18 protein-coding genes and 1 pseudogene are annotated in these 17,523 nt (G+C 64.9%); 13 read left to right on the top strand and 6 right to left on the bottom strand.

The genetic code is table 11. The annotated features are described in order from the left end of the window. Positions 1-91 precede the first annotated feature (91 nt). The 3 genes and pseudogenes from JKL49_RS04340 to JKL49_RS04335 all read left to right on the top strand — a co-directional run bounded on the left by JKL49_RS04340 (position 92) and on the right by JKL49_RS04335 (position 2,557). Positions 92-1,303 carry an acyl-CoA dehydrogenase family protein gene (locus JKL49_RS04340; protein WP_215338483.1) on the top strand — a complete coding sequence of 404 codons (1,212 nt, stop codon included), beginning with the start codon at positions 92-94 and terminating at the stop codon, positions 1,301-1,303. Between the two features lie 18 nt (positions 1,304-1,321). Then, positions 1,322-1,443 (top strand): annotated as a pseudogene (locus JKL49_RS21365) (hypothetical protein); the annotation flags it as partial. Positions 1,444-1,468: 25 nt separating this feature from the next. Beyond that, the gene (locus JKL49_RS04335) at positions 1,469-2,557 is read left to right on the top strand and encodes an acyl-CoA dehydrogenase family protein (protein ID WP_215338482.1); all 1,089 of its coding nucleotides are present in this window, start codon (positions 1,469-1,471) and stop codon (positions 2,555-2,557) included. A 101-nt stretch (positions 2,558-2,658) separates the two neighbouring features. Here the strand turns inward: JKL49_RS04335 and JKL49_RS04330 are convergent, their stop codons facing one another. Next, positions 2,659-3,615, bottom strand: a complete 957-nt coding sequence (locus JKL49_RS04330) for a retron St85 family RNA-directed DNA polymerase (protein ID WP_215338481.1) — start codon at positions 3,613-3,615, stop codon at positions 2,659-2,661. Continuing rightward, positions 3,612-4,529 (bottom strand): retron St85 family effector protein, encoded by a 918-nt coding sequence (locus JKL49_RS04325; RefSeq protein WP_283816658.1) that lies wholly within the window; start codon positions 4,527-4,529, stop codon positions 3,612-3,614. Before JKL49_RS04325 ends, JKL49_RS04330 begins: the two co-directional genes overlap by 4 nt. Before the next feature lie 273 nt (positions 4,530-4,802). On the opposite strand from JKL49_RS04325, the gene JKL49_RS04320 reads away from it, so the two are divergent. The 7 genes from JKL49_RS04320 to JKL49_RS04290 all read left to right on the top strand — a co-directional run bounded on the left by JKL49_RS04320 (position 4,803) and on the right by JKL49_RS04290 (position 10,240). Beyond that, positions 4,803-5,219, top strand: a complete 417-nt coding sequence (locus JKL49_RS04320) for a PaaI family thioesterase (RefSeq protein ID WP_215338479.1) — start codon at positions 4,803-4,805, stop codon at positions 5,217-5,219. A gap of 648 nt (positions 5,220-5,867) precedes the next feature. Next, positions 5,868-6,113, top strand: a complete 246-nt coding sequence (locus JKL49_RS04315) for a hypothetical protein (protein WP_215338478.1) — start codon at positions 5,868-5,870, stop codon at positions 6,111-6,113. 250 nt (positions 6,114-6,363) lie between these two features. Next, complete coding sequence (locus tag JKL49_RS04310) at positions 6,364-6,876, top strand: hypothetical protein (protein WP_215338477.1); 513 nt, start codon at positions 6,364-6,366, stop codon at positions 6,874-6,876. Between the two features lie 116 nt (positions 6,877-6,992). Further along, complete coding sequence (locus JKL49_RS04305; protein WP_215338476.1) at positions 6,993-7,610, top strand: terminase small subunit-like protein; 618 nt, start codon at positions 6,993-6,995, stop codon at positions 7,608-7,610. Between the two features lie 119 nt (positions 7,611-7,729). After that, a complete protein-coding gene (locus tag JKL49_RS04300; RefSeq protein ID WP_215338475.1) occupies positions 7,730-8,056 on the top strand; it encodes a hypothetical protein in 327 nt (108 codons plus the stop codon). Between the two features lie 194 nt (positions 8,057-8,250). Further along, positions 8,251-9,027, top strand: coding sequence for an EAL domain-containing protein (locus tag JKL49_RS04295; protein WP_215338474.1), 777 nt, complete (start codon positions 8,251-8,253; stop codon positions 9,025-9,027). A 46-nt stretch (positions 9,028-9,073) separates the two neighbouring features. Further along, on the top strand, positions 9,074-10,240 hold the full coding sequence (locus JKL49_RS04290; protein ID WP_215338473.1) for a patatin-like phospholipase family protein: 1,167 nt from the start codon (positions 9,074-9,076) through the stop codon (positions 10,238-10,240). Here the strand turns inward: JKL49_RS04290 and JKL49_RS04285 are convergent. Beyond that, complete coding sequence (locus JKL49_RS04285; RefSeq protein ID WP_215338472.1) at positions 10,237-11,430, bottom strand: NADPH-dependent FMN reductase; 1,194 nt, start codon at positions 11,428-11,430, stop codon at positions 10,237-10,239. The genes JKL49_RS04290 and JKL49_RS04285 overlap by 4 nt on opposite strands. A gap of 87 nt (positions 11,431-11,517) precedes the next feature. Here JKL49_RS04285 and JKL49_RS04280 point away from each other — a divergent pair, with 87 nt between their 5' ends. Both JKL49_RS04280 and JKL49_RS04275 read left to right on the top strand, forming a co-directional pair. Next, positions 11,518-11,937, top strand: coding sequence for a CBS domain-containing protein (locus tag JKL49_RS04280; protein WP_215338471.1), 420 nt, complete (start codon positions 11,518-11,520; stop codon positions 11,935-11,937). A 77-nt stretch (positions 11,938-12,014) separates the two neighbouring features. Then, entirely contained in the window at positions 12,015-12,245 is a 231-nt protein-coding gene (locus JKL49_RS04275) for a hypothetical protein (RefSeq protein WP_215338470.1), read from the top strand. Here JKL49_RS04275 and JKL49_RS04270 read toward each other — a convergent pair. From JKL49_RS04270 to JKL49_RS04260, 3 genes are all read right to left on the bottom strand, one after another. Next, positions 12,242-13,261, bottom strand: a complete 1,020-nt coding sequence (locus JKL49_RS04270; RefSeq protein ID WP_215338469.1) for a lysine-2,3-aminomutase-like protein — start codon at positions 13,259-13,261, stop codon at positions 12,242-12,244. The two genes, JKL49_RS04275 and JKL49_RS04270, sit on opposite strands and share 4 nt — an antisense overlap. A 133-nt stretch (positions 13,262-13,394) precedes the next feature. Next, the gene (locus tag JKL49_RS04265) at positions 13,395-13,973 is read right to left on the bottom strand and encodes a hypothetical protein (protein ID WP_215338468.1); all 579 of its coding nucleotides are present in this window, start codon (positions 13,971-13,973) and stop codon (positions 13,395-13,397) included. A 253-nt stretch (positions 13,974-14,226) separates the two neighbouring features. After that, complete coding sequence (locus tag JKL49_RS04260; RefSeq protein WP_215338467.1) at positions 14,227-15,237, bottom strand: zinc-dependent alcohol dehydrogenase family protein; 1,011 nt, start codon at positions 15,235-15,237, stop codon at positions 14,227-14,229. A 747-nt stretch (positions 15,238-15,984) separates the two neighbouring features. Here JKL49_RS04260 and JKL49_RS04255 point away from each other — a divergent pair. Further along, positions 15,985-17,409 (top strand): hypothetical protein, encoded by a 1,425-nt coding sequence (locus JKL49_RS04255; protein ID WP_215338466.1) that lies wholly within the window; start codon positions 15,985-15,987, stop codon positions 17,407-17,409. Positions 17,410-17,523 lie beyond the last annotated feature (114 nt).

Below are 17,523 nucleotides of genomic sequence, written 5' to 3'. Positions count from 1 at the left end.
TCGCGCGCGACGCCCCACGGTCGTCCTTCTCCCGCAAGGGGAGAAGGGCAACATGTTTTGAACGACCTGATTTTCAAGGAGACTTTCTAAAATGGCAGACTTTGGCGGCGGCGACCTGGACGCCCTGCGCACGGAGGCCAAGGAGTGGATCGCGGCGAACTTCCCCGCGGGCCTCAAGGGCGCCCCCAACCCGATGATGCGGGAAGAGCGTTCCACGCCCTCCCCCGAGCAAGAAGCCTGGCGCAAGGCCATGGGCGAGAAGGGTTGGGGCGTTCCCACCTGGCCCGCGGCCTATGGCGGCGGCGGCCTGTCGGGCGCCGAGGCCCGCGTGATCCAGCAGGAGCTCTCCCGCGCCGGGGCCTATAACCCCATCGGCGGCATGGGCGTGATGATGTTTGGCCCCACCCTGCTGGAATACGGCACGGAAGCGCAGAAGCAGGAACACATCCCGCCGATCGTGAAGGGTGAGCTGCAATGGTGCCAGGGCTTCTCCGAGCCGGGCGCCGGCTCTGACCTTGCCAGTCTTCAGTGCAAGGCTGAAGACAAGGGCGATCACTTCGTCATTAACGGCCAGAAGATCTGGACGAGCGGCGCACAATTCGCTGACTGGTGTTTCTGCCTGGTCCGCACGGATACTTCGAAGAAGCATGAAGGCATCTCCTTCGTCCTGTTCACGATGCATCAGCCGGGCGTCGAAGTCCGTCCGATTCCTCTGATCGCCGGCAACTCTCCTTTCTGCGAAACCTTCTTCACCGACGCGATCGCCGACAAGAAGAACCTGGTGGGTCCGCTGAACGGCGGCTGGACCATCGCCAAGCGCCTGCTTCAGCATGAGCGTGGCGGACTGTCCGGCGCCGGTGGCGGCGGCGGGTTCGGCATGGGCGGCCGCGGCATCGTGCAGATGGCCAAGGACTATGTGGGTACGGAAGATGACGGACGCCTGTCCGACAGCGACCTGCGCACGCGCCTGATCATGAACGAGATGGAGGGCCGCGCCTTCCAGCAGACCGCCGTGCGCTCGATGATGGAATCCCGGTCCAATTCCGGTCCGTCCTCGGCGACCTCGATCATGAAGAACGCCGGCACCCACTGGATGCAGCAGCGCGCAGAACTGACCCTGGAGATCATGGGTCACCAGGGCCTGGGCTGGGGCGGCGAGGACTTCTCCGCCGAGGAGTTGATGGCCGTGCGCGGCTGGCTCGGCGGCAAGGCCACCACCATCTATGGCGGCAGCCAGGAAGTGCAGAGCAACATCATTTCCAAGCGCATCCTGGGTCTGCCCGACCTGACCAACAACAGCTGATGAGACTCCTCACCACGTCATCCCGGCCGTAGCGTAGCGGAGAGCCGGGACCCAGGGGCCGGAGCAATCCCCCCTGGGTCCCGGATCGGCCTACGGCCGTCCGGGATGACGTGGTGGTTATTCAACCAAATCACATTTGAGAATTGAGCTAGGGAAACAACGAAAATGGCCGTTCTGAACGAAGAACAGAGCATGCTTCGCGACGCCGCGAAGAGCTGGACCCAGGAAAAGAGCCCGGTGACCGCCTTCCGCAAGATGCGCGATAGCGGTGTGGACGTCGGATATGACGCCGCCGCCTGGAACGAAATGGCCGAGATGGGCTGGGCCGGCGTGATCATCCCCGAGGAATACGGCGGATCGGACTTCGGCTACCTGTCCATCGGCCTGATCCTGGAAGAGCTGGGCCGCACGCTGACGGCCTCCCCGCTGCTGGTCTCCGCCGTCGGCGCGGCCTCGGCCCTGGTCCTGGGCGGCTCTGACGCCCAGAAGTCCGAGTGGCTGCCGAAGATCGCCGAAGGCACCGCCGTTGGCGCCCTCGCCGTCGACGAAGGCGCCCACCACAACCCGGCCAAGGTCGAGACCACCTTCTCGGGCGGCAAGATCACCGGCAAGAAGAGCTTCGTCCTCGAAGGCTTCAAGGCCGACGTGCTGATCGTCTCGGCCAAGGGCCCCGACGGCGTGGGCTTCTACCTGGTCCGTGGCGATGACGCCGGCGTCAGCCGCACCCGTCTGGCCCTGGCCGACAGCCGCGGCGCGGCCAATATCGAGTTCAAGGGCGCGGCCGCCGAGCCCCTGACCGGCGGCGCCGCCGTCGTCGAACAGGTCCTCGACCGCGTTCGCGCCGCGCTCTGCGCCGAGATGCTGGGCGCCGCCGTCCAGGCCTTCGAAGTGACCCTGGACTACCTCAAGGTCCGCGTTCAGTTCGGCCAGGTCATCGGCTCCTTCCAGGCCCTGCAGCACCGCGCGGCCAAGATGTTCACCGATCTGGAACTGGCCCGCTCGGCCGTCGAAGCCGCCCTCCAGGCGATCGACGCCGGCACCCCCGACGTGCCGGAGCTGGTCAGCCTCGCCAAGGCCAAGATGGGCGACACCTTCCACCTCGTTTCCAACGAGATGGTCCAGATGCACGGCGGCATCGGCATGACCGACGCCCACGACGCCGGCTTCTACCTGAAGCGCGCCCGGGCCGCGGAAGCCGCCTTCGGCAACCAGGCGTTCCACCGCGACCGGTATGCGAAGATCCAGGGCTACTAAGACGCTTCGACCCTCGGCTTGCCGAGGGTCGGGTTTAGCGTTGGGCTAGAATTGAGAGACCCCGTCGGTGTGAGCCGGCGGGGTTTTTCTTTGGGGCAATCCTATGGCCTTTCCGGCTCATTTCCCGGTCTGACCGCCTTCTTCAGCTCTTCGATCGCCTCAACACCGTATTTCTTTTTCAATCGGGCGAGGAAAAGTGGCTCGGCAACATTTACGTAGGCGAGCATTCCGGCGAGCTGTTCCCGCTCCGAGGTCTCCAAAAGCCCTAATGTCTCTCGATGGACTGCCGCTCTTATCAAACGCTTCTTATCGCGCCCTAACGAAACATGACCATCATTGGCCAATATTAGCCCCGTAACTTGCCTCCTGAACTTCTTGGTTGCAAGTACAGTCTTTTCCTCATTTATCTTCAGTCTCGGGCCCCCGGCCGAGCGCAAAATCGCGCGGAGTCCTTTTTCAATTCCATTCAAATACCCGGTTCGTCTCGCGGAAAATGTCAGGTCATCAGCGTAGCGTGTGTAGCTAACCTGCTCTCCATCAATCATTTCCGCGATTGCGGCATCAATGTCCCACATTAGTATGTTTGACAGCGCCGGCGATGATGGCGCGCCGATAGCCAGCCTCAAGACACTGCTTCCCTTTTCACGACGGAAAAAGATCTGCTGAGTCAGGTAGATATCCTCCTCCGTCTCAAGGAGCCCTTTCTTCTCGCAATACACCCTCCAGTCGCGCGCTCGAATTGAGGGGAAGAAGTCTTCAAAATCAAACTTCAGCACCGGACCGTTGTGAGCATGCCTAGCCGCGTTGTCGCGCACGGACAATCCGGGCCTGTAGGCGGTCGCTGATGGATGGACGGGAAGCGTGGATAGTAACTTCTGAACCAGCACACGCTGAATTGCTTTTAGCTCTCTCGCTGGCTGCTCAATTCTACGATTTTTCCCATTTCTCTTGGGAATGTAGAAGGTCTTATACCGAGAGGGAGCAGTATATATAATCCTCCGCAGGGCCGGCTCGTTAAGCGCCGTCTCTTCCATAAGGATCTGGATGATTTTACTCACCTCGCTCCTCCGGAAACTTGAACGATGCCGCGGTAGCGGTCTGCGTCTGCAACCTTCCAGTGCTCGCGGATTAGCAGTCTGCGCCGGGATTTGTCTCTGGCATCGGGGTCGCTAGGCAAGCTGAGTTGTGCCGCATCAGCCACTGGCTCGGCAAAATAGAATTCTTGAGAGCCCTTTTGCATCGGCCGCACCCATCCGACGGTTTCGGCACAAAGAAGATATCCAGATATTCTTTCAGGCGTCTCCAGAACGTTCGCGGCTACTAGTAAACCTTCAATCTCACCGATGGTTAGACCACCAAATTCCTGGATCAACCCTGTTATCAATTTGATTTTGTGGCCCGATTTGCCCGGATCAAAGGTGGTGGGATTTCTGATACCGGACAACCGCTCTTCGATAGGACCCTGCAATCTATCTCGAACCGCATCCAAGTTTACTCTAGATGCGCTATTTCCGTTCATACCGATGTCATCGTCGTCCAGCACATATACAGATCTGGCACCAAACCTATTGGTTAGTGCGAGAAGAGGACCAAGTTTTACAAATGATTTTTCGGTAAATTTTTTGTCCCTTGGAACAACTAACAGACGTTCAGAAATCTCTTCAATTACCGAGAACGCTCCGAGCTCAGCAATACTTCCTTCGCTCTCCGGGAATATTATTACCAGCTCACACACTTGGGCCAGATCAGTTTCGAAGGACAAAAGGTCTCGATAGGCGGCCCTCGATAAGTAGTATACGTTCACGTCTTCAGCCATTATCATATGGCGCCCCTTAAGAACGGGGTTATCTATGATTTTGTAGAACGCATCTCTTAAGGACTGCGGATTTTTTATCTTGAGGTCGCTTATCGCGCCACCACACAAGAATACAACGGGCGTCGGAGCTTGGACGCGAATTGTATTCGCGTCCAAGTGGTCCGAGAACCAGTTCAACAATTAGCTTACCTCAAGAGACCCGAAAGAGCGGGATGGGTTATCGAGCGGAGCGTCCCGCTAGGGCGATAAACTATCGCGCTCTTTCGGGGCAATAAAACTCCGCAATCAGATGAGGTCCGGCGAAACGCCAGACCAAACGCCGAGGCGTTCAACGCGTAAGCCAGGAAAGAATTGGCTACACACCTCCAAGTGTCAAGGACTGTACGATCAACTATTCGATCTGAGAAATTGGGACCCGGGATGACCATCATGACGACCCTCAACGAAACCCTCGGCCAGCAGCGCGTGGTGTCGAACGCCGACGGGCGGACGGTGATCGAGTATCTGGCGGGGGCGCATATGTGCCACTCGGGCGGGGTGGTGCAGGGCGGATTCATCTCCGGCTGGATCGATGCGGCCATGGCGCATGCGGCGATGAGCGCCGCCGGGGGCGAGGTGACGCCCATGTCCCTGGAGCTGAAGGTCAGCTTCTTCGCGCCGGCGCGACCGGGCCTGGTGATCGCCGAGGGCTGGGTGGAGCGGCAGGGGCGCTCGGTCTGCTTCCTGGAGGGGCGGCTGACGGACGCGTCCGGCGCCGTGCTGGCCAAGGCCTCCTCCACGGCGCGGCTGATGGACCGGTCCCGGGTCGAGGGGGCGGCGCGGGCGGCGAGCACGACTCCTACCTGACCGTCATCCTCGGGCTCGTCCCGAGGATCACCGTCGAGGTCCAGAGCGTGAGGTGGCGCCGCGTGCGCCCTCCCCCCGACGCGGAGTCTATGGGTCCTCGGGACAAGCCCGAGGAGGACGGTTGAGGGGTGGGTGATGGATCGCGCGCGGGTCGAGGGGGCGGCGCGGGCGGCGACGAGGGCTCCCCCCACCTGACCGTCATCCTCGGGCTCGTCCCGAGGATCCATAATCACTGTCGAGGTCCAGAGCGTGAGGCGCCGCCGCCTGCGCCCTTCCCCCGACGCGGAGTCTATGGGTCCTCGGGACAAGCCCGAGGATGACGGTTGAGGGGCGGCTGATGGATCGCGCGCGGGTCGAGGGGGCGGCGCGGGCGGCGAGCACGACTCCTACCTGACCGTCATCCTCGGGCTTGTCCCGAGGATCCATGATCACCGTCGAGGTCCAGAGTGTGAGGTGGCGCCGCGTGCGCCCTCCCCCCGACGCGGAGTCTATGGGTCCTCGGGACAAGCCCGAGGATGACGGTTGAGGGGCGGCTGGTGGATCGCTCACGGGTCGGGGGGGCGCCTGGGCGTGAATTACGCCTTGGGATGGAACCTTGGCCGCCGTTACGCGATCACGCTTCATCCGGGAAATTTTTGGAGAGCTATCATGCGTAACATCCTTCTTGTCGCCACCGCCGCCTGCGCCGCCCTCAGCCTCGCCGCCTGCGAAAGCAAGGCCGACAAGGTCGCCGAAAAGCAGGCCGACGCTCTGGAAGCCCAGGCGGCCGCCACGCCGAATGAAGCCAAGGAGACGCAACTGAACGCCAAGGCCGACGCCATCGAGCAGCAGGCGGGCAACGCCGACGGTGGCGCCACCACCGCCAACACCCCCGACACCTCGCCGTCGAAGTAATCGATCCCGCTTCGACCCGCTGGCCGACGCCGGGCAGGGCCGCTGTTTCCGGACGCAACCGGAGGCGGCGGCCCTTTTCGTTGGGCGCTGTCGGCGCCGGTGGCTGGGGGCCCTCCGTCGCGGCGCTCCGTCCACCGGCTCCAGGTCCTTGGGGGCGGTGGCGCGGCGGGTCCTGGTCTGGATTTGGGCGGCAGGCGCTTGGCAGGGTCGGTGCGAGAGGTAAGCTGAGGCGCGCACGGAGACGCCGACCATGCTCGCCGCCCTGATCCTGGCCGCCGCGGCCGCCGCCTGTTCGCCGCCGGAGAGCAAGCTGGCGGCGCAGATGAGGCTGACCTACGAGGCCTTTGACGGGCGCGAGGCGGCCGACGGCTGGCGGAGCCTGAACGGGGAAGGGTGCACCGACGCGGCCGTGGCCCTGCTGAGCCGCTATGGGGCGGCCAACGCCGGGCGGCTGAGCGGCGAGCAGCGGCGCGAACTGGCATTCCACATCGGCCAGACCCTGGCCTTCGCCGGACGCAAGGCGCAGGCGATCCCCGCCTTCGAACAGGCCGACGCGCCCGAGGCGACGGCGGAGTGGCGGGCCTATGTCGCCGCGACCCTGGCCTTCCTGCGCGCGGACCCGGTGGCCCTCAAGGCGGCGCGGGCGCGCTATGCGGCGGTGGCCCCGGGCTCCATGCGGCTGAAGATGATCGACGGCTTCATCGCCTGTCCCCAGGCCGACTACATGACCGCGGCCTTCTGCCCGGCGGCGCCGTCGTCCTGATATTTGTTCTTGTTTTGTTCGACGAACCGTGAACCCTGTGGCATGCTGCCCCGGTGTCGAGGTTCGATGAGAATTGGGGGCCGACGAACCCGTGGCGGCATCCGCGGGATCGCTGCGTGCCGGACTTCGACCATACCGGCGGGTGGAAGCCCTCGGCCTACCGGGCGGCCATCGGGCGGGTGATCCTGGCCCGGGTGGAGGTGGGGGAGACCATCACCTCCATCGTCGCAGATCCGGAGATGCCCTGCCGGGCGACCCTGTACCGTTGGCTGAAGATGCATGAGGACTTCGCCGCCGAGTATGGGCAGGTGCGGCGGGTGCTGGCGGAGAACGCCCTGTGGTCGCGCGACCATGTGCAGGGCCAGCGGCGCGACTATGCGGTGCGGTTCGGCAAGGGCTTGCATAAGGGCGGGCAGAAGAGCCGCTACACCCTGTGCCGGGCCTGGGCCTTCTGCGAGGCGGTGGCCGACGGGATGACCCTGGCGCAGATGGCGCAGGACCCGACGCTGCCGACCCCGAAGATGGTCTATCGCTGGCTGCGGCAGCGGCGCGAGTTTCGGACCATGTATGAGCGCGCCCGGGCGACGCAGCGGCAGATGCTGCTGATCGATATCGACATGGTGGTGGACCGGGTCATGGGCCCCGGCGACCTGCCCGCCGCCAAGCGGCAGGTGGCCTGGCTTGAGGGCCGGATCGGGCGGCTGACGCCGAAGATGTACCGGACGCGGCTGTAGGGTCTCGCCCACCGCTCATCCCGGCGAAGGGCCGTTAGGGTGACGGTGCATTCCGCGGCGCGCTTCACGATCGGCGCCAGCGGCGCTATCATCGAACAACGTTCTGCGGAGGATCGGCGATGCGTCGAATTTGTGGGCTGCTGGTGGTGCTGATGACCCTGTCGGGCGGCGCGCGGGCCGAGACCTGGGTCGACACGCGACACATCACCTATGTCGATGTCGACAGCTTCCAACGCGGCGCCGACGGGCTGATCTACTATATGGAGAAGGACAAGTACGGCGACGATCACACGCCCCGGCAGGCGGCTGTCGATTGCGTGCGCCGACTGGCCTATTCGTCCTACGATCTCAAATACACGCCCGACTGGCGGTCGAAGGGCGAGGGGGTCATTCCCCGGACCATGGGCGAGGAACTGCTGGATTTCGTCTGTTCGCGGGTCCGGTAAGAGGCGTCACCTGGCTGAAGCAGCATCCAGACGATGCTCATCAGTCCTATGGGGATGGGATCTGGGCCGGGCTAAGGGACGTTTACGGCCGCTGAAGATGGCCGCGGCCGGGGCTGTGGGCTCGCGGTTGACGACCGATCCTTAACCGCTGTCCGGTAGGCTGGGATATTGGTCATCTCCTGGAGCGTATTTCCGTGTCCCGCCCCCTCCCCTGCGCCGGCTGCCGTGACGGCGAGGCCGTCGAGTTCGACATCGCCATGGCCTTCCAGCCGATCATGGACCTGCAGACCGGCGCCCCCTTCGCCTATGAGGCCCTGGTGCGCGGTCCCGCCGGGGAATCGGCGGCCAGCGTCCTGGCCAAGGTGACCCCGGAAAACCGCTACGCCTTCGACCAGCAGTGCCGGGTCAAGGCGATCCAGGGGGCGGCGCGGGCCGGCCTGCTGGAGGGTCCCGCCAAGCTCTCCATCAACTTCCTGCCCAACGCGGTCTATTCGCCCCAGGCCTGCATCCAGCTGACCCTGGCCACCGCGGCGGCGATCGATTTCCCCACAGAGCGGTTGATCTTCGAGTTCACCGAGAACGAGGAGATGGCCGATCCCGCCCACGTGGCCAACATCGTCGCCAGCTACCAGAAGATGGGCTTCGGCGTCGCCCTCGACGACTTCGGCGCCGGGCACGCGGGGCTGAACCTGCTGGCCCGGTTCCAGCCCGACATCATCAAGCTGGACATGGAGCTGATCCGTGGCCTGGACGCCAGCCTGCCACGGCGGATCATCATCGACGGGGTGATGAAGATGTGCGCGGCCCTGGGGATCGAGGTGATCGCCGAGGGCATCGAGACCCGCGAGGAGCTGGACGCCCTGCGCGAGATCGGGGTGCGCTACATCCAGGGTTATCTGTTCGCCAGGCCGGGCTTCCAGAGCCTGCCGGCGGTGGACCCGGTGGACCTGCGCGCCGCCCGCGCCGCCTGACGCCGCGCGTTGAGCCTGCGCCCGCGATGTGGTCTGGATATCGGCCATGTCCGACCGACACATCACCAAGCGTAGCGGCCTGTTCCGCACCCGCCTGCCCGCGCCGGCCGCCGGGGTGCGGGCCATGCTGCCGGGGTTCGAGGGGGTGCGGTTCAGTGTCGAGCAGGCCGAGGACAGCCTGAATGCGGCGGCCGACCGGCTGTCGTTGCCGCGCTCGGCGGTGGGGCGCAAGGACTTCAACATCCTGGCGATCTCCGGCGGGGCGGCGGGGGGCGCCTTCGGGGCCGGGGTGCTGGTGGGGATGACGCTGGCCGGCAAGCGGCCCGAGTTCGCCATCGTGACGGGGGTGAGCACCGGGGCGCTGATGGCCCCTTTCGCCTTCCTGGGCCCCAGCTGGGACGCGCGGCTGACCGACGCCTATACCGGCGGCCACGCGGCCGACCTGCTCTCCCTGCGGCGGCTGGCGCCGGCCTTTGGGGCCGGCATCTTCCAGGCGGCGAACCTGGAGGGGCTGGTGGACTCCTTCATCGACGCCGCGGTGGTCGAGGCCGTGGCGGTGGAGCACGCCAAGGGGCGCCGCCTGCTGGTGGCCACCACCAACCTCGACAGCCAGCAGACCGTCATCTGGGACATGGGGGAGATCGCCGCGCGGGGCGGCGAGACGGCTCTGGCCCTGTTCCGCGACATCCTGGTGGCCTCGGCCAGCCTGCCGGGCCTGTTCCCACCCCGCAGCTTCCCCTGCGAGGCCGAGGGCGTGGCCTATGAGGAGATGCACGTGGACGGCGGGGTCAGCGCCCCTCTGTTCATCATGCCTGAGGCCATGCTGCGGTGGAAACAGCTGGGCCGCAGGCTGAAGGGCGGGCGGATCTATGTGATGGTCAACACCGTGCTGGAGCAGGCGCCGCGCACCACCAGCCCGAACCTGGCGGCCATCCTGGTGCGCAGCTTCGACACCATGCTGCGGTTCTCGTACCGCAACGCCCTGTCCAATGCGGCGACCTTCTGCGCGGGCGTCGACCTGCCGCTCAGCTTCACCTCGATCCCGGACGCGGCGGAGAACGGCAACATGCTGTCCTTCGACACCGCCAACATGAAACGCATCTTCGACGAAGGCGTGGCGGCCGCCCAGGGTCCCGGCCTGTGGGTCACGCCGACGCCCGAACCCCCGACGCTGGGGCGGCTGATCGAGAGCCTGACGCGGCCGAAGGTCTAGCGGCCGAACAGCTTGGCGAGCCAGGAGCGTTTCGGCGACGCCTCCGACGGACCGGCGCGCGTGAATTCGACCTCGCCCCAGGCCTCGTTGTCCTGGTCGGGTCGCCAGCCGCACAGGGTGGCGGAAATCTCGCTGGCGATCTCGAAGACGTAGTCGGTATCGGACTCCTCCCCGCCCTCGGCGGCCTGCAGAGCCGCCAGCCGCGCGCCGATCGCCGCCAGTTCCGGCGGGAAATCTCCCTCCACGAACAGGTCGTCGGGACCTTGGCTGGGATCGTGGATGACGGACCAGAGGCGCTTGCCCTCAAGCCAGGCCTCGGCCCTGCTGCACATGACGGTCTCCGACATCCAGGCGGCAAGGACCCGGCCGTCGGCGGAGAGCCGCGCCATGGTCTTGGGCTTGAAGGGGCCTTCGTCGCCGTCGGCCAGGACCGTCCAGCCATTGGGCAGTTCCGCGCAGGCTTGGCCGCGCACCCCCGCGTCCGTTGGCTCTCCCGTATCGGTCAGGCCGGCGAGCGTCAGCACCTCCGCCTTGCCGCGTCCCTCGAACGCGAACCACGACATCTTGAACCCCACGCCATCCTCCCGGCCAAGCTTTGTCCGGCAGCCTAATGTTCCGCATTCGTTCTCGTCAAGCCGCCTTGAACTGCGCCACCCACGCCGCGAAGGCGACCGGGCGCTGGCCAGATACTTCTCAGTCGTCTCGTCGGTGAGCTTGCCGTCGGCGTCGAACTTCTCGTGGGCGCGGAAGACCAGCAGTTCGGGCTGGGGCATGGCGTAGGAGTTGGTGAACTCGAAGGCCTGGCGCAGCTGGCTCTGGCCGCGGGCCGAGCCGGTCATGCCGGGGCTGGCGCCGATGATCCCCACGGGCTTGGCGTCCAGGGCGGCCCCGCGCGGCGGGCGCGAGGCCCAGTCCAGGGCGTTCTTCATCACCGCCGGGACGCCGTGGTTGTACTCTGGCGTCACGAACAGCACCGCGTCGGCGGCGCGGATGGCGGCCTTCAGGGCGGCCACGCCCTCGGGATCGCCGGCGGCCTCGACGTCACCGTTGTAGAGCGGCACCGGCAGCAGATCGAAGGCCGCGATGGTCATGCCGGCCGGCGCGGCGGCCTGGGCGGCGCGCAGCAGGGCGCGGTTGTAGGAGGCCTGGCGAAGGCTGCCGGCCAAGCCCAGCACGCGGAGTTCGGTCATGGTCGTCAGGGCTCCTGCTGGGGGCAAGCGGAACGGGGAGCGGGTTTGCGGGTTTCGGTGTCTACTTCAACACACAAGGACGATCCCATGAAAGTCAGTGAAGCCATGACGGCCCAGGTCGCGACCGCCGGGCCGGCCGACAGCGTCCAGAAGGTCGCCGGCATCATGCTCAGCATCGAGACCGGCGCCGTGCCGATCGTCGAGGATGACAAGGTGGTGGGCCTGATCACCGACCGCGACATCGTCCTGCAGGTGGTGGCCAAGGGCGGCGCGCTCACCACGCCGGCCAGCGATGTGATGAGCGGCGACGTGCAGACCTGCAAGGAAGACGACAACCTGGCCGACGCCGCCGCCCAGATGGCCCATCACCAGATCCGCCGCCTGGTGGTCGCCAACGATGCCGGCAAGCTGGTGGGCATCCTGTCGCTCGGCGACATCGCCGTGGACTACGGCGCCAAGGTTGTCGGCAAGACGCTGGAAGAGATTTCGACGGACAACGACGCCTAAACCGATTTGACGCGCGTCAAGGCGCAGCCGCCCCCGCCGCGCCAGTCTCCAGGGGCCATCGCACCTGGAGACCCGCCATGGGTAACCTCGCCTATCGCGTCATCGCCATCGTCACCGCCGTGATCGGGCTCGCCATCGCGATCTTCGCGCTGATGGCGGCCTACCGCACCGAGGACGCGTGGTCGCGCCTGCTGTTCACCCTGGGCCTGCCCGCCAGCCTGCTGCTGCCGGCCGTGGGGGCCCTGTTGGTCATCGTGGGCGTGGTGATGTTCATCCACGCCGTGCGCGGCATGGAACGCAGCGACTAGGGCCGGTAGGGGTGGAAGGTCCCGTTCGGGTCCTCCACCGCGCCGTCGTTGGCCAGATAGTCCGGCCCGACCGGGACCTTGCCGTGACCGCCGGGGATATCCAGGACGTAGGTGGGCTGGGCTAGGCCTGAGAGCCGGCCGCGAAGCTCTCGCATCACCGCCTGGCCTTCAGCCAGGCTCGTGCGCAGGTGGCTGGTGCCGCGGGCGAGATCGCCGTGGTGCAGGTAGTAGGGCTTGATCCTCGTCTCCACCATGGCCCGCAGCAGGGCCTCCAGCACCGCAGGGTCGTCGTTGACACCCTTCAGCAGCACCGTCTGGCCGACCATCGGAATGCCGGCGTCGACGAATTTGGCGCAGGCCGACCGCGCCGCCGGCGTCAGCTCGGCGGCATGGTTGGCGTGCAGGGCGACATAGACCGCCTTGCCCTCCACTCTGAGTGCGGCCACCAGCTCATCGGTCACGGCGGCGGGATCGACGGCCGGGACGCGGGTGTGGATCCGCATCACCTTCACATGATCGATGGCCGCCAGCCGAGCCATGATGCTCGCCAGCCGACGCGGCGACAGCACCAGCGGATCACCGCCCGTGAGGATCACTTCCCAGATTTCCGGGTGTTCGGCGATGTAGGCGATGGCCGCGTCCAGGGCCTGGGCCGACAGGGCCGGAACCTCGCCCGTCGGCCCCACCATCTCGCGGCGGAAGCAGAACCGGCAATAGACCGCGCAGGTGTGGGTGACCTTCAGCAGCACCCGGTCGGGATAGCGGTGGACGATCCCCTCCACCGGCATGTGGGTGTTGTCGCCGACCGGATCGGCGTCCTCGCCGGGCAGAACGTTCAGCTCGGCCACGTCGGGCAGGAACTGGCGGGCGATATGGGCATCGTCCATCAGGTCGGCCATGGCGGGCGTCACGGCCACGGCGTACTGGGCCGCCACCCGCTCCAGGGCGGGCAGGCGCGCAGGCTCGATGAGGCCGGCTGCGGCCAGGGCCGGAAGGGTGCGGAGGGTGGCGGTCACGGGCCGCCCCTATGACGCAAACGGGGCCGCGCGGCAATGTTGCGAGGGGAGTTTGGTCGGGGCTGTAGGGGCTGACAGGCTCTAGCTCCCTCCGTCTCGGCGTTGTTCGCGCCGCGGAGGAATGGGAAGGCCCCTACCCGTCCCTGCCCTTCACCACCCGCTCGGCCGCCCGGTCCTCGAGATGGCGCTGTGCGTAGGTCTTGTCCTTCGGCGCGGTGGGCCAGCGGACGTCGCAGGTCCAGGTGGTGGCGGCGCATTTGGGGCAGGGCTTGGTGATCTTGGTGATCAGGTCGGTGTGGAGGGTGGCGGCGGCGCCGGTCTTGGCGGCGGTCAGCTGGGCGATGGCCTGGCGGGGCGTGACCAGCTTCTCCCACTTGCAGCCGCCGCAGCGGAACAGGATGCGGACCTCACGGTTGGCGGCCAGGCGCGAGAGGGGCAGGCCCGAGCCGGCCTTGTCGGCCTGGAAGGTCATGCTGCAGCCGCCCGGCATGTGGCAGAGCAGCAGGCGCTGGATCTCGGTCATGGCGACGGCGGCGTAGCCGCGCCGCAGCAGCAGTTCGAAGTCGAGGTGGTAGTTGCGCCGGCAGTCGCGGGTGTAGCAGGCGCCGCGCACGACCTGCTTGCGATGCAGATAGCCCCAGAGCGTGGGGTCGGGGACCAGCCGACCGTTGAAGACGCGCCAGCCCTTGGGCGGGGGAATGTACTCGCTCATGGACAGGCCTGCTCCGGTGTTGGAACAAACGCAGAACATGCCGTTATGGGCGACTCCGCCCTGGCTGTATTTTGGGGGGCGGCACAACCCGACCCTTACCCCCGCTCATCCCGGCGAAGGCCGGGACCCAGATACATCCACTGCTTTCAGGATTCCTGGTTCAGGTTCGTGACCTATGACCTGGGTCCCGGCCTTCGCCGGGATGAGCGGGGTTTGGGTGGCTGCGCTCAGCGCCCCTGCGGCCGACCTGCGATCAGATATCCACCACGATCTTGCCGAAGTGGGTGTTGGAGGCCTGGTGGCGGAAGGCGTCGGCGAGGTTTTCCAGGGGGAAGTGCTTGTCCAGCACCGGGCGGTAGCCGGCGACGTCGATGGCGCGGATCATGTCGAGCTGGTGGCGGCGGCTGCCGACGGTCAGGCCCTGGACCTTCAACTGCTTGCCCATGATGGCCACCGTCGGGACCGGACCGGCATAGCCCGCCAGGACGCCGATCAGGGCGATGTGGCCGCCGTTGCGGGTGGCGTTGATGGACTCCGGCAGGGTGCCCGAGCCGCCGATCTCCAGGATGTGGTCGACGCCGCGGCCGCCGGTGAGCTTGGCCGCCGCCGCGCCCCAGGCGGGCTCCGACTTGTAGTTGATCAGGTGGTCGGCCCCCAGCGCCTTCAGGCGCTCCAGCTTCTCGTCGGAGGAGGAGGTGGCGATGACCGTGCAGCCGAAGGCCTTGGCGATCTGCAGGCCATAGATGGAGACCCCGCCGGTGCCTTGGACGAGCACGGTCTCGCCACCCTTCAGCGCGCCGTCGGCCACCAGGCCGCGCCAGGCCGTGACGCCGGCGCAGGTGATGGTGGCGGCCTCGGCCGCGCTCCAGCCCTTCGGCGCGTGGGTGAAGGAGGTGGCGGGCGCCGTCACCTGTTCGCGGGCATAGCCGTCGGCGCCGTCGCCGGGCACGCCGGAGAAGCCGCCGTCCGGCGCGTCGACCCCGTCCAGCCAGGCGGGGAAGAAGGTGGAGACCACCAGGTCGCCCACCGCGAACTCGCGCACGCCCTCGCCCACCGCGGTCACCTCACCGGCCCCGTCGGACATGGGGATGCGGCCCTCGGGCGTCGGGATGGCGCCCAGGACCACCATGTAGTCGTGATAGTTCAGCGAGCTGGCCCGCAGCCGGACGCTGATCTCACCGGGACCGGGCGCCTTGGCGTCTGCGATATCGGCATAGCGCAGGGTGTCGAGGCCGGTGGGGTGGACGGTCTGGATGGCCTTCATGGGGGTCTCGCCTCGCCTTTTGATTTGTCGCGTTGGAGGCAGTGAGGCGCGGGTATCGTGGGGGAACGCAAGGGCGGTAGACCTCTGTCGCACGAAAGGTCCGGCGCGAAGGGCTAGGCTGGTGGCATGACAGGCAGGCCGTATGCGAAGCGCTCCGCAGTTTGGTGTTCAGGTTCCCTCCGGCGGAAGAGTCCGTCTAGATATTGCGCCGCTGCACCCGCTGCCAGCAGGGCCGGAAGCTTCCGCCTCACCGCCTACTAATGGCCGGTCCAGACGAGGTCCGCTCTGTGGCGGCGACCACCTTCCACTTCTTCCCCACAAAGCAAACGGTGATAACCTTCTATCAAAGCGGGAACTCAAAGCGTGAAAAATCAGGCAGGCCAGTGGATCGCTAGGACTCTGAGATCGGCCTTTGCTCACCTCCCACGACTCTCCCCCGCAGGGTGGCTTCTAGTTGCTCTTCCGGTATGGATCTTCCTAAGTTTCGTCGTAAGCGTGGGTCCCTCGCTACAGCATTCCGTCTTCTCTGCAATAGGAAGCGAAGCTCCAAATATCTATACAGCGGCATACTCTGACGACGTTGCGCGATTTCCGGAACTACAGGATTGGCTCCTAGGGGGCTTTTATTGGTTTTATCTTTCAATTTCCGCAATAATTGCGCTGATAGCTTTGGGGTCTGGATCCATTGGACGCGCACTGGTCAACGTTTGGGTAGGCTCCCTGGCCATTTGGAGCGTTGCGGATCTTTTGACCGCGAACGAAATTCACGTAGATGATCAAGTCGTCAATCTAGTTGGCAATTTCATTGGCGGCGCTCTAATCGCCGCTTTGCTTGGCTTAGCTCTAGCGATCTACGCTCTCGCTAAGAACTCGTTGCACTGGCGTCCATTCGTTAACGCGACAGCCGCTGGCGTATTGATAGTCTTACTCGGCGCCGGCATCTCTACCACCGCCTACTATGGGCTAAGGCTCTTCTATCAGCCGCTCCCTGCCAACTTCAGCGTCCTCCTCACACCCCCGGTTCAGGGGTTTTACTGGCCCAAGCCAACGGCGCTCGTAGGATCAGAGATAGCCGCCCGGTCGGATCGGCCATTCGATTTCTTGCCTACCGGCAGCACACGGGGCGCCGTGAGTGCCACGGGTAGCATTGGGGCGCTCGAGATTGAGTGGTTAAGGAAAGCCAAGGCCGGGCCCTACGATCTAGAAGTTCGCCTCACGGGGGACTGCCTATTCGACAACCTTGAGAAGGTCGAGGGAGGCCCTATCCTCATTCGAAAGCCCAACGTCCGACACATCAAAATCTCGCTCGACGAGGGCCTAAGCGATGTTCGTATTTCTAATATCAACCACCAAAATATTTCGTACAAGCCCAACAACGCGACATTCTATTGGCTTGATAATACTGAACCGATCACTCAGGGAAATATAAACGTTAAATATTTCACCTCTCAAGGAGATGAATTTACTTCTTCTTCTTCTGATCCATTCCAGATTCTCGCGGGTATGACTTTACTGAAGCCCGGAGATGGGAAGCTAATCTCAACACCGCGCACTCTAACGCTCAACGTGGATGGAAAATCCTCGATATATAAATTCACCACCCCGCGCCTCCGTCGAAGGGACGCCAAACTGGTATGTCATCCCCTTGCGCTACCAGCTTCTCAGGCTGGATCTCGCGCCCTGCGAGAGGTGCACCTAGGGATTTTGGTAGCGCTGAAGCGTCCACCCCAACCTACCGAGTACTTCGGAGATTCTGAAAGCACACTGAAGATTGGTGGATATCTGGGTTCCACGAATGTGGAGCTTGTGCCCTCAGAAAATCTTGCACGCTCTACTGGTGGCAAATTGGAGATGATATCGGCTCGTGGAAATTTATCCGAGTTCACGGTCGATGATCGGGAAATTACACTCAGGGCTCAGGACAATTTAGTTGCGACGGGCGAGGTCGATGCCACCTACGGTGACGAAGGTCGGCTTCGTCTGACTGGGAGGTCGGAGGCGCTTTGGAAGAATTCGACCCGGCTCAATACTACCCGTTGGGAGCGGTTGCCAAACGACATGCGCCTGTGGGTACTTGGCGCCATCATCGCGACGCTTGGCGGCATATTCACTTGGACCTCTGCAAGAGTTCGCCGCTTTCATGGCGAGGATATGCGCAATTGGGTCCTTTGAGCCGCGTTGCATTCCGTTTCCTTAAGCGCGCTGCGTCTAGATTCGCCGCCCAGCCGCTCGCAGTTGATCTCCCAGGGGGAACGCAAGGGCCCTCCGACGCCCGCTCTCTCTCTC

It is taken from the genome of Phenylobacterium glaciei, from assembly GCF_016772415.1.
In the GTDB taxonomy this organism is placed as follows: domain Bacteria; phylum Pseudomonadota; class Alphaproteobacteria; order Caulobacterales; family Caulobacteraceae; genus Phenylobacterium; species Phenylobacterium glaciei.
Note: the sequence above shows the minus strand (reverse complement) of the source record. Positions and strands in the feature narration are given on the sequence as shown.